Below are 11,915 nucleotides of genomic sequence, written 5' to 3'. Positions count from 1 at the left end.
GTCGAGATTTTTGATGTGGCTGTCTCCAAAGGCAAGCCAAACGCTGACGCCAGCGGTACCTGGACGTTGCTGCTGACGGGCCTCACCGTCGCCGCCCATAGCATCACCGCCAAGGCCTTGTATGGCACCGGAGCAATATCGGCGGCACGAACCTTCACCGTCGCAACCGCGGTGGCACCAGTGCTGCGAGAAGATTTTACGTTGCGTGCGCCATATATAAACATTACTAACATTGGAGAAACTATAGATCGCCCGAGCATGATTATTGAACACAGGGGGCCGAAAGAGGGGGCGAATGAAACCATATCTATAGCGGTCGGGTCTCATGGTTATTCATGCAATATCGATGGCTATAATCTGAAGGTAAGATTTAATCTAAAATTTAATTATATGTCGACCAGAATTGTTTACGCCGGTAAACAAACAAATACTGGCTTAATACTCACGACCTACAATAAAGATTCGCAACAAATAAGCACAATTGAGCTTGATGCTAGAAGCATGCAGGTTGATCCAGCCGAACAAACGGTAGATCTCGAAACCGTGAGCTTTTTTGAAATCGTCGGTATTGCCCCAGGCAACACTACGGGGGGATTCCACATGCATTCACTTGATTACACAATTCCAACCAGATAAAACGATTAAATATAAAAAAGGGGCTAGGCCTAGGAGGAAAAGGGCTGAAGAAAAAGACTGGTCAAGGGGCTGACTTATCGTTGGTAGCGCGTTACAAAAATCAGCCCCTTCATCATCACTTTCAACTATGAGTTGGTCAACCGGTTTTTACAGCATGAACGACCCGGCTCGCCGGACTGTGCTGACTTGATCCCGTAAATTCACTCTGCGCAAAACCCGCGATGACGGTACTTGAAACAACACCGTCATCGCGGACAGGAGCCGGGCGTTGCGCCCCCGGCCTTACTTAATTCAGGAGCTATACCCATGTCCAAATCCCCCCTGGCACTAAATCCCCCACGGGTTCCTGCGGCGATAGCCAATGGCGGTCTACGTTTGGTGGACCTGAGCGACCCAGGATCTCCGGTACAGGTGCAAATAGTGCTTGCGCCGGGCGCAGTACAACTGAACCATCGCATTGATTTGTATTGGCAAACCAACTTCATCACAAGCGAAACAGTTAACCAAGGCCACTTGACAGCAGGGATAGTCAACCTATCGGTGCCTCCGGCGGATATTCTCAGATTTCCCGATGGCGACCACACGTTTTATTACATCGCGACGAGCGCCATTGGCGGTGGCACGGAGCAGTCTCCCAATGGTGTGGTGAGGGTCAAGCGTCTGGTGCCTGGCGGCCTTGACCCGGATCCCGGTTCCGGAGACATCAACGAAAACCTCAAGGCCCCGACCGGCATTCCAGATGTGATCGAAGACAGCGTCCAGGCCGTGACTGCCACCGTCTTGGTGTACGACAACATGTTCGCCGGTGACAAGATCACGCTGGATTGGGCCGGCCAACGCTTGCTACATCCGGCGCTTGAAGCTTCTGAAGTAGGTAGCCCGGTGAACTTCACCGTGACCCGCGCCATACTGGATACTTACCGTGGCAGCGTCAACGTGCGCTATGAAGTCCGCGATGAGGTCAATAACTGGTCAAAATGGTCCGTGCTCAAGCAGACTGAGGTAGGGGTTGGTCTGCGTCCCCCGACCATCACCAACGTCAAGGACTCCCAAGGCATAGAGATCCCAGAAAACACCAAAACTTTCGACAACAACGTGACCCTGAGCGGCTCGGCGCAGGCCAGCGGAATGGTTGAAATCCTGGACCAGAATTTGGTTATTGGCGCTGCAACCGCTGATACTGGTGGTACGTGGACCCGAGTGTTTACCGGTCGGGCAGACGGGCCTCACGCCATGAAAGCGAAGGCACTTTATGGGACTGGGCTAGAGTCGAGTGTGCGTACTTTTACCGTCGAAGTTCAGACGGTGCCCGCGCCCCCCGCGCCGGATGTCCTGGAAGACAATGCGGCAAACGTTCTGGACCTCAAAGGGCTGACTCGGGTCACGGTGCGAGTGCCGAATTACGGTATGCAGGTTGGCGATACCGTGCGTGTTCGCTGGTTGGGTGTAAATCTGCACGAGACGGCTATCAAAACGATTGTTGCCATTGCTCCTCTGGATTTCGATATTCCATTGGCATGGGCGCGGGAAGATGTCGATAAATCGGTAACGGTTACCTATAGCTACGCGCGAGGGGGCCCGATTATTGTTTCGTTGCCATTAGCTATTTCGGTTGTGGAAACGGGAGAAAATCTTGACCTGATACGACCTGAGGTGGTCGGTGCAACTGGCGCTAACAGGGATCAGCTGGATTTTTCCCGGCTTCCAAGCGGCGCAGATGTGACTGTCACGGTGCCACAGTATATGGGCATGGCAGTGGGTCAAACGGTGAGGGTGCGTTGGGCCTCCCGGATTGTGTTCCAAACCGATATCAAATCTGTTCAGAACATTGCGCCGATTAATTTTACGATCTGGCGAGATGAAGTCATTGATTCAATAGGTCGGCTGGTGGATGTTAATTATTCAGTCGTGGAGTACACGGGTGGGCCGATCATTGCTTCAAGAATATTGAGTTTGAATGTCTTGCCCCAAGCGCTGAATCTGGTGGCGCCGACCATAAATGCGGGTAATACCACCGTTAGTGTTGCCTATGCGAGCAGTTTGACCAGCCATACGATAGCTGTGCGCTGGAGAGGCGTAACGGATCGTAATACCGCAGTACAGCATCCGCCAAGTAATGGCGGAGTGACCCAGTTTACGATCCCGTCGCAGTGGGTTACCGAAAATCGTGGTCGAAGAGTGCTGATCAATTACAGCGTCGGGGTGGGAGATAATTCATTAATATTCTCACAACTACTGCGAATTGATATCCCTTGATGAAAAGTCGAACTTTATAACACTAATATGGAGAGGTATTCGTCATGAAGACTAATCGGCTATTAACGTGCTTTTTCAGTCTGTGGCTGGTGGCCTGTGCTGAGCAACAACTCGAAGCTCCGCCAACGAGTCGCGGGACTCCGAGTGAATGGCTGCAGGAACAAAAGCCGCAGGCCATCAAAGGCGTTCAGCCGCCTGCTGATGTGCTGGAGGCCATGAACAGAAATTACGGAGAGTCGCAGAATAATTGTCGGGAGTACGAAACCAGTTTGCCAAGAGGGCATTATTACTGCAGCGGCGTATTACTGCGTACCGTTGAGGATGGAAACTTCAACCCCTGGACCTACAGCCCGTCGTCGATTGCCTTGGGAGCTACCTCCTATTCCTGGATACGCCAGGACGTCAGCAATAAAACGCTGTATCACCCCGCCGGATTTATTTTGCGCAACAAGGCGGAGGGCAATTCGCATGGGTTGCGTGCGCTGGAGACGGGGTTCATCTGTTTATACCCCTTTGATGCGGGCACGCTGGCAAATCCCAATAATCATCAAGGGTGCGGTGTGCGAGGCTTCAAGGAAACGCCAACCCTCAATGACAAACCATCGCAAAGTGAAGTGAAAAATAACAACCCCTACGGCTGGGGCTCATGTGACGCCCTGGGCATTACGACAGCAACACAATGGAATGCCTATTTAACAGCGCATGGACCAGCGCTATCTGGTCAATGCTCATGGAATATAGAAAGTCAAAGTGGCTGGAGTGCGATGATTGCTTCACGGCCAGCTTTTCCTCAATACGCCAACGTGTGGAATGAAATATTGCTCAATAACAAGGCGGGTGATAACGGTGACAGTCTGAAGCCGTTTATTGCCGCCTTCTTTTATGATGTCCATCGGACGGGTAGTTTAGCGGCGGCAAGAAACTTTCAAACAAAGTTAAATGCCAATGGCTATAACGTTCCCATTCTAAGGTTGGATTTTACTGCTGCGGCGGCACAGCGTTTCGCTTATGTGGCTGCCGACCAGGCGGTTCCGCAGTAATAGAGGTTTTGCGCCATCATCTAATGCGTCAAGGAGAAGACCATGAAAAGTGCTATGTTTTGCCTGTTTTTTATTGCAAGTGTCGGCTGGATTGAATATTCCGATGCCGCCGACGCCGCGCGTGCGCCAGAGTGTACGGAATATATTGAAAGCGGTCAGTGGGTGTATAAATTTAATGAGTGGGTACTGGAACTAAAGCCGACTCTCTGTGGACGGCAAATTGGTCCAGATGAAACCGCTTACATGTTTTATGAAATAGCCAAGAAGTTTTCGGGTGATCAGTATTGGGTAAACACCCGAGGCATAATTAATCAATTGACCTGTCATCTGCAAATTGCCAGGACCAAAGCCGAGTGGAACCTCGAACCATGGCGGCCCTATGTAGGGCATGCAGAGACAGTGTTGGCTGGGTGTAATGTCGTCACGCCTAAGCCGCAGCCGCCGTTTGAGTAGAGGCCTTCTGTCTTCCAGACCCTGCTCTCTCGCATTTCAGAAGCATCGGTTGCCCGGCGAATGACTATTTGCGGACGGATACCGTCATGGCTCAACGGTGAGTCATTAAATCAAGGAGTGATAACCATGAAACGCAGAATATTGATATATGCCTGTTTTATAGGTGTGTTGGTGGGCTGTACTGTACCTTCCACGTACGAGCCTGCTGAGCGTGGTGCCGCGCCTGTCCTGATAGGCACAAGCGCTGTCCCGTCGATGCACGAGGAGAAGGCGTCGATACCAACCAGTTTGAGCGACGGGCCAGGTATTGCCGCGTTGATTAACAAGCACTACAACGAAGACTCCACCTACTGTACTCAATATGGAACAGGCATAACACGAGGCCATTATTTTTGCACGGGGGTATTGTTAAGGACGACGGACGATGGCGCTTTCAATCCTTGGGAGTCTAGCGCTATTGCGCTGCAGTTGCGTGCGACTTCGTATTCGTGGATTCGCCATGATTTAAAAACAGCAACGTTTTATAAGCGAGCAGGGTTCATTTTACTGAGTCCGGCTGATGTGTTGGGGGGGGCGGTACCGGGTATATCTTATCCTAAGTATTCAGGTAGCGGAAATACTCTGGTCACATGCGTTTATCCTTTTGATGCCTGGACGACAAGAACAATGAATCGAAACTATTTTGGCTGTGACTTCGAGGCGACTGGGCTTGGTCATCCTAATCACGCCTACCCGTGGGGAAGTTGCGATGATAAGTTGGGTTATTCGACAGCGGCGCAGTGGAATCAACATTTCCAATCTGTGGGTCAGGTAAGTTATCAACAGTGCTCGTGGAATGCTGATAACATGCTGGGCTGGCACAATGCAATTGCATCGCATAATGCTTTCACAGGCCAAAGTTCATGGAATGAGGTGATGCTTGCTAACGGAGGGCCTGCTGATTCCCCTAGTTATAACGAGGCGATGCGTATGTGGGTCGTGGCCTTTTTTTATGATGTAGCAAAAGCAGGCTCATTGTCCGACGCACAGTCATTTCAGCGAAAAATGGCGGCTACCGGTAAGCGCGTGCCTATCCTCGGGATCAGTTTTTCGGCGGCTGCTGCCAATCGGTTTCAGTTCAACAGCGCGGACCAGGTTGTTTATCCCTAGAACCCTGACGCCTGATGTAGGAGCAGACTTGTCTGCGAGGGCCATTCACCGAGGAATATCAGATATACCGCGTTGAATAGCCTTCGCGGAACCCTGGGGACGGATTGATTTTTCACAGAGCACGAAAAATAAAATCAGTCCCTTACTGTCACGACCACCGATGAATCGGCCATCCCGCCTTTTCCGCGTGTTCACGCAGCACGGGGTCAGGGTTGACCACATGCGGGTGATCAACCCGTTTCAGCAAATGCAGGTCATTGCGCGAGTCTGAATAGAAACTCGCGCCGTCCAGTGTTTCGCCTTCAGCCTCCAGCCACTCCATCAACCGCGTGACCTTACCTTCGCGGTAGGTCAATACGCCGGTGGTCGCGCCGCTGTACACGCCATGTTTGACCTCCAACTCAATGCCCAGCACTTCGTCGATGCCGATCCGTGCGGCGATGGCTTTCACCAAATGAGTGCCCGAAGCGGAAATTACCAGAATCCGGTCGCCGGCTGCGCGGTGGTTGGCGATGGCAGTGCAGGCGTCGCTGAAAATAATCGGTTCGATGAAATCCTCGACCCACGGTTCGACCAAGTGATCGACCTCTTCCGGGGTGCGGCCGGCCATGGGTTCAAGGCTGAACGCCATGTAGTCCTCCATCGCCAGCTCTCCCGCGCTGTAGGCTGCCATCAATTCGTCGTTTTTACGCATGAACGATTCTTTGTCGACCCAGCCAAGGCGGGCCATCTGTTCGCTCCACAGGCTGGCGCAGTCGCCGCCAATCAAGGTTTCGTCCAGGTCAAAAATTGCTAAAGCCATTACTGCTGTCCTCTGAATATATTGCAACCACCTGTAGGAGCGCGCTTACCCGCGATCGGCTGCGTAGCAGTCGTGAATTTCGGGACCGCTTCGCGATCCATCGCGGGCAAGCGCGCTCCTACAATGGGCAGTTTGGGTGCGCGCTTAGGCTACCTCACAAAGCGCCGAGGGATCGATGGCCAGGGTCACGCGGCGGCCATTCGGGTGTAGGTCGGCAGCCGAGCGGTTGAGTACATCCACCACTAATTCAACGCCGCGCGCTTCCACGCGATAACGAATCACGTTGCCCAGCAAGCTGTGGCTGCGCACTTCACCGTCCAGTTCGCCAGTCAGGCTCAGTTCGATGGCTTCCGGGCGAATCGCCAAGCGACTGGTAATCGGCCGTTGCAACAGGCGACTGGCGCTTGCCGCATCGAGCAGGTTGTAGTTGCCGATGAAGCCCGCCGCAAATACATCCACTGGCGCGGTGTACAAGGTTTCCGCGTCGCCACTCTGTACGATCCGGCCCTGGTTCATCAGGAAAATCCGGTCGGACATGGTCAGCGCTTCTTCCTGATCGTGGGTCACGAAAATAGTCGTCAACCCCAGTTCGCGTTGAATCGCCCGAATCTGTTCACGCAGGTGTTTACGAATCCGTGCATCCAGCGCCGACAGCGGCTCATCCAGCAGCAACAAGCGCGGTTGAGTGACCAACGAACGGGCCAACGCCACGCGCTGACACTGACCGCCAGACATTTGATGCGGGTAACGGCTAGCGAAGTCGGTCAGCTCCACCAGCCGAAGAATCTCGGCGACGCGCTTGCGGCTGTCGTCCGGGTTGACCTTCTGCATGCGCAGGCCAAAGGCAACGTTCTGCTCAACGTTCATGTTCGGAAACAGCGCATAGCTTTGGAACACCATGCCGATTCCGCGCTTCTGCGGTGACACCGGAACCAAGTCTTGATCGTCGAGTAAAATTCGCCCGCTGGTGACCGACGTCAGGCCGGCGATGCAACGCAGCAGCGTGGATTTACCGCAACCGGAAGGGCCGAGGAGGGTGACGAATTCGCCTTTCTTGATCTTACAGTTGATGTCACTGAACACGGCGGTGCTGGCGTAGTTTTTTTGCAGATGTTCAACGCTGACGAAGCTCATTCGCTTTTGTCCTTGTTCAGTAAATTGGCAACCCAGGTCAACACCAGCACGAACAGGAAGTACGAAATCACCAAGGCGCTGGTGAAGTGACCGCTGCTGTTGCGCATGTTGTTGAGGTAGACCTGCAGAGTTTCGTAGCGAGTACCGACCAGGATGTTGGCGAACACAAACTCACCAAACAGGAAGGAGAATGACAGCAGCAGGGCGATCATCAGGCCTTTGCGCAGGTTCGGCAGCACCACCAGAATCGCTGCTTGCCAGGTGCTGGCGCCGAGCAATTGCGCGGCGTCCATCAAGTCGCGCAGGTTGATCGCTTGTAGGTTGTTGGTGATCGCCCGGTACATGAACGGCAGCGCCACGGTGAAGTAGCAACCGATCAAAATCCACGGTGTGCCGACCATCGCAAATGGCCCGGAACCATACAGTTGCAACAGCCCCACTGAGGACACCACCGGCGGCACCGCGAAGGGCAGCAGGATCAGGATGTTCATCAGCGCGTCGAGCTTGGGGAAGTGGTAATGCACCACGAACAGTAACGGCAGAATCAAGATGACGGAGAGAATCAGCGAGCCGACGCATACCAGCAGCGACTGACCGAAAGCATGCAGAAAGCGCGGATCGCTCCACAGTTGTTCGTACCATTTGAAGGTAAAACCGCTGGGCAGAATCGTCGCCGACCAACTGCTGGCCAACGAATAGATCAACGTGCCGGCCAACGGCAGCAGCAGAATGAGAAACAGGATGTACACCACTATGCGGTGGTACATCACGACAGAGCCGGATTCACCGCGAGACATGGTAGCTCCTCTTCAATAGCCATTGATGGACGATAGTCACTAGAGTCATCAAGCCCACCAATATCACGGCCAAAGCGCTGGCCATATTCGGGTCGAGTGAAATATCGCCGGAGACCATGGCGGCGATACGGATCGGCAGTACGTTGAAATTGCCGGTGGTCAACGCGTACACCGTGGCGTAAGCGCCCAAGGCGTTGGCCAGCAAGATCACGAAGGTGCCGATCAGTGCCGGGGTCAACACCGGCAAGCCGATGTGCCGCCAGAACTGCCAACCACTGGCGCCGAGCAGAGAGGCCGATTCGCGCCAGTCTTCACGCAGGGCGTCGAAGGCCGGGTACAGCAGCAATACGCCCAGCGGAATCTGGAAGTAGGTGTAGAGAATGATCAAACCGGTTTCCGAGTACAGGTTGAAGTCCTGAATGATCCCGGCCTGTTTGAGCATGATCGTAATCGTGCCGTTGAACCCCAGCAGAATGATGAACGCAAACGCCAACGGCACACCGGCAAAGTTGCTGGTCATGTTGGCAAAGGCGTTCACGAAATTGCGCAGCCGTGAATCGACCCGGCGCAGGGAATAACTGCCCAGCACAGCAATAATGATCCCGAACACGCTGGACCAGAAACTGATCTCAAGGCTGTGCCCGATTGCTTGCAGGTAAAACCGCGAACTGAAGATCTCGATGAAGTTGGCGACCCCCCAGCCTTCGTCTTCCGACTGCACGCTGTTGATCAACACCCACACCAGTGGCGCGATCTGGAACACGATAAAAAATACGGCGAAGGGCACCAGACAGAGTGCTGCCAGCCATTTGCCTCGGATTGATTTCACTTCAACAGCTCCCTGCAGATAGGCTTGTCGTGAGGGATACCGAGCAATTCGCAGACCGTACCGCAGAGTTCCGTCTGCTTCGGGGTGGCGGATGGATCGAGACTGAAGGCGTCGCCGAGGACGAACAGCGGAACTTCGCGTTCTTCCGGGAGCAAACCATTGTGCGAGCGGTCGTTGTTCATGCCGTGGTCAGCCGTCACCAACACTTGGTAACCGGCGTCGAGCCAGCCTTGCAGGTAATCGGCGAGGATGATGTCGGCAGTGCGTGCGCTGTTGCGGTATTGCGGGGTGTCGAGGCCGTGCTTGTGCCCGGCGTCGTCGATGTTCATGGGATGCACCAACAGGAAGTTCGGCGCATGGCGTAGACGTAGGCTTTCGGCGTCGGCGAACAGGTGCGAATCCGGGTAGTGATCGGCGTAATAGAAGTGCCCGTACTGGATCGGTAGGCTCGTGTTATCCGTGTGACGGTCACGGGCCGCATGAAACGGCGAACGGTTATACAACTCGCTGACCCAATGGTAGGCCGCGGCAGCTGTGGTGAGGCCGGCTTCGCTGGCGTAATGAAACACGCTGCGCTGGTTCGACAGGCGGGTAACGTTGTTGTGAACGATGCCACTGTCGATCGGTGTTATGCCGGTCAAAATGCATTCGTACAGCGGTCTGGAAAGCGCTGGCAGCTCACATTCCAGTTTGTATAAAGCCGCGCGTCCTGCGTTGGCGTAGGCCTGAAGGTGCCCCATGGCATGTTGGGCGACCTGGTAACTCAGACCATCAAGCACCACCAGGATGACGTTGTGTTTCATGGGAACTCCGGGTTCGCGGATGTATTTGTAGGAGCGCGCTTGCCCTCGATAAGGGCCGTAGGACCTTCTGCGTCTGACAAACTGCTATCGCGGGCAAGCGCGCTCCTACAGGTGTGGGACCGCGCGTGCTTGCGAACAGAGGTGTTACTTCATGTCGATAATGACTTCTTCCTGCCACTTCTTCGGCAGGGACTTGGAGGTTTTTTCCCAAGCGTCTGCGTCTTTGATTGGCGTTACATGCTTATATTGCTCATTCGGCAGCAATTTGGCCTGCACGTCAGCTGGCAAGGTCAGGTGTTCGGCACGGATCGGGCGCGCGTTGCCACGGGCCAGGTTGATTTGGCCAGCGTCACTGAAGATGTATTCACGCGTCAGTTTGGCTGCGTTCGGGTGCTTGGCGTACTTGTTGATGATAGTGGTGTAGCCGGAAATCACCGAGCCGTCAGACGGGATCAGTACGACGTAATCATCCTTGTTGACCATCTTGTCGCGATAGCTCAGACCGTTGAAGTCCCAAACCACGCCGACTTCGATCTCGCCTTTTTCCATGGTGGCGATGGTCGGGTTGGCCAGTGACAGACGACCTTCTTTAGCCAGTTTGTTGAACATCAACAATGCCGGCTGGATGTTTTTCTCATCGCCACCGTTGGCCAGCGCTGCAGCCAGTACGCCATTGGCAGCCTGGGCGGCAGTGCTTACGTCGCCGATGGAGACTTTGTATTTGCCTTTCTCCAGGTCAGCCCAGCTTTTCGGGGCGTCGGAGCCGTGCAACAGTTTTTTGTTGATGATGAAAGCGATGGTGCCGGTGTAGGCCAATGCCCAGTTGCCGTCTTTATCTTTAGCCCAATCCGGAACCTGGGCCCAGGTGCTTGGTTTGTACGGCTGGGTAACGCCCTGTTTTACAGCGATAGGGCCGAAGGCTGCACCAACATCGCCGATGTCCGCACTGGCGTTGTCTTTCTCAGCGGCAAACTTGGCGACTTCTTGAGCCGAGCTCATGTCGGTGTCCATGTGCTTGAGGCCATAGGTCTTGGCCAGGTCTTCCCACGTGCCTTTCCAGTTGGCCCAATCATCGGGCATGCCGACGCTATTAACCGCACCCTCCGCTTTGGCTGCGGCCTCCAGGGTTTGCAAATCGGTATCAGCGGCCATGGCTGCTGTGCACAGTGCAATGGTCGAACCTAACAGTGATGCCAGGAAAAGATGTTTCATCCGAAGCTCCTTTGGGCGTTTTAACGCTACGTTTTTATCGACGGTAATGCGGGTGGGTTGGTCTAGGTCAGCAATACCTGAGCCAATTTAGGCCAGGTGCATGACACTTTAATGTCGGCATCACTCCTGCAAGGGATTTGCTCAGTCAACGGCATGCCGTGCTCAGTAAGCGTAGACCATGGTTAAGCTATTGATATACTTAGTTTTAGATGTTTTTTATAACCACATGTGTGGCTGTGGCAGGTGGTGTTGTCATCTGTCAGTCATGTGCATTGACTACGCTTGTGTTGATTCGAATAGGCAGGATTCAAGCTCAGTTCTGCCCAATAACTGCACTGGACTAGTCCAGATAGGTAACGTTGATGCGTGACGATGCACCAAAAGCGGTGACAGCCATCGGTCTGGCCCTACAGGAGCAGATCGAACACGGCCTGCTGCCGCCCAGTAGCAAGCTGCCCGCCGAGCGAAAACTCAGCGAGTTGTTCAACACCACACGCATTACTGTGCGTGAAGCGTTATTGCAATTGGAGGCTCAGGGGTTGGTGTACCGTGAGGAACGACGCGGCTGGTTTATCTCACCGCCGCGCCTGGCTTATGACTTGATGCGCCGCAGCCACTTTCACGCCATGGTCAGCGCCCAGGGGCGAGTGGCGGAAACGTTGGTGATCTCTGCACGCCTGCAGCCTGCGTCAGCACAGATCTGTGGATTGCTGCAACTGCCAGCACTGTCCAGCGTGATTCAGATCTGTCGCGCCCGACGCATCGATCAACGGCTGGTGCTGTACGTGGAGCACTACCTTAATC

At 54.1% G+C, this 11,915-nt stretch carries 11 protein-coding genes and 1 pseudogene; 6 read left to right on the top strand and 6 right to left on the bottom strand.

Annotation, left to right across the window (positions count from 1 at the left end):
• The 5 genes and pseudogenes from M0974_RS24200 to M0974_RS24180 form a co-directional block, all read left to right on the top strand.
• Window positions 1-636, top strand: a pseudogene (locus M0974_RS24200) (hypothetical protein); the annotation flags it as partial.
• 306 nt (window positions 637-942) lie between these two features.
• On the top strand, window positions 943-2,892 hold the full coding sequence (locus tag M0974_RS24195) for a hypothetical protein (protein ID WP_297842934.1): 1,950 nt from the start codon (window positions 943-945) through the stop codon (window positions 2,890-2,892).
• Between the two features lie 44 nt (window positions 2,893-2,936).
• Window positions 2,937-3,932: a hypothetical protein gene (locus M0974_RS24190; protein WP_297842931.1), complete on the top strand. Its 996-nt coding sequence runs from the start codon at window positions 2,937-2,939 to the stop codon at window positions 3,930-3,932.
• Window positions 3,933-3,974: 42 nt separating this feature from the next.
• The gene (locus M0974_RS24185; RefSeq protein ID WP_297842928.1) at window positions 3,975-4,385 is read left to right on the top strand and encodes a DUF2599 domain-containing protein; all 411 of its coding nucleotides are present in this window, start codon (window positions 3,975-3,977) and stop codon (window positions 4,383-4,385) included.
• A 126-nt stretch (window positions 4,386-4,511) separates the two neighbouring features.
• Window positions 4,512-5,534, top strand: coding sequence for a hypothetical protein (locus M0974_RS24180; protein WP_297842924.1), 1,023 nt, complete (start codon window positions 4,512-4,514; stop codon window positions 5,532-5,534).
• A 148-nt stretch (window positions 5,535-5,682) separates the two neighbouring features.
• Here the strand turns inward: M0974_RS24180 and M0974_RS24175 are convergent, their stop codons facing one another.
• From M0974_RS24175 to M0974_RS24150, 6 genes are all read right to left on the bottom strand, one after another.
• Window positions 5,683-6,336 (bottom strand): HAD family phosphatase, encoded by a 654-nt coding sequence (locus M0974_RS24175; RefSeq protein ID WP_297842922.1) that lies wholly within the window; start codon window positions 6,334-6,336, stop codon window positions 5,683-5,685.
• Window positions 6,337-6,480: 144 nt separating this feature from the next.
• A complete protein-coding gene (locus M0974_RS24170; protein ID WP_297842919.1) occupies window positions 6,481-7,470 on the bottom strand; it encodes an ABC transporter ATP-binding protein in 990 nt (329 codons plus the stop codon).
• Complete coding sequence (locus M0974_RS24165) at window positions 7,467-8,267, bottom strand: ABC transporter permease (RefSeq protein WP_297842916.1); 801 nt, start codon at window positions 8,265-8,267, stop codon at window positions 7,467-7,469. The genes M0974_RS24170 and M0974_RS24165 overlap by 4 nt, the downstream gene beginning before the upstream one ends.
• Complete coding sequence (locus M0974_RS24160) at window positions 8,254-9,096, bottom strand: ABC transporter permease subunit (protein WP_297842913.1); 843 nt, start codon at window positions 9,094-9,096, stop codon at window positions 8,254-8,256. The genes M0974_RS24165 and M0974_RS24160 overlap by 14 nt, the downstream gene beginning before the upstream one ends.
• Window positions 9,093-9,899, bottom strand: coding sequence for an alkaline phosphatase family protein (locus tag M0974_RS24155; RefSeq protein ID WP_297842910.1), 807 nt, complete (start codon window positions 9,897-9,899; stop codon window positions 9,093-9,095). The genes M0974_RS24160 and M0974_RS24155 overlap by 4 nt, the downstream gene beginning before the upstream one ends.
• 144 nt (window positions 9,900-10,043) lie before the next feature.
• A complete protein-coding gene (locus tag M0974_RS24150; RefSeq protein ID WP_297842907.1) occupies window positions 10,044-11,111 on the bottom strand; it encodes an ABC transporter substrate-binding protein in 1,068 nt (355 codons plus the stop codon).
• Window positions 11,112-11,473: 362 nt separating this feature from the next.
• Here M0974_RS24150 and M0974_RS24145 point away from each other — a divergent pair.
• On the top strand, window positions 11,474-11,915 hold a 442-nt coding region (locus M0974_RS24145; RefSeq protein WP_297842904.1), incomplete at its 3' end, for a GntR family transcriptional regulator.

The sequence above is a fragment of the Pseudomonas sp. genome (assembly GCF_026224925.1).
Lineage (GTDB): Bacteria > Pseudomonadota > Gammaproteobacteria > Pseudomonadales > Pseudomonadaceae > Aquipseudomonas.
This window is presented reverse-complemented; position numbering and strand designations above follow the sequence as displayed.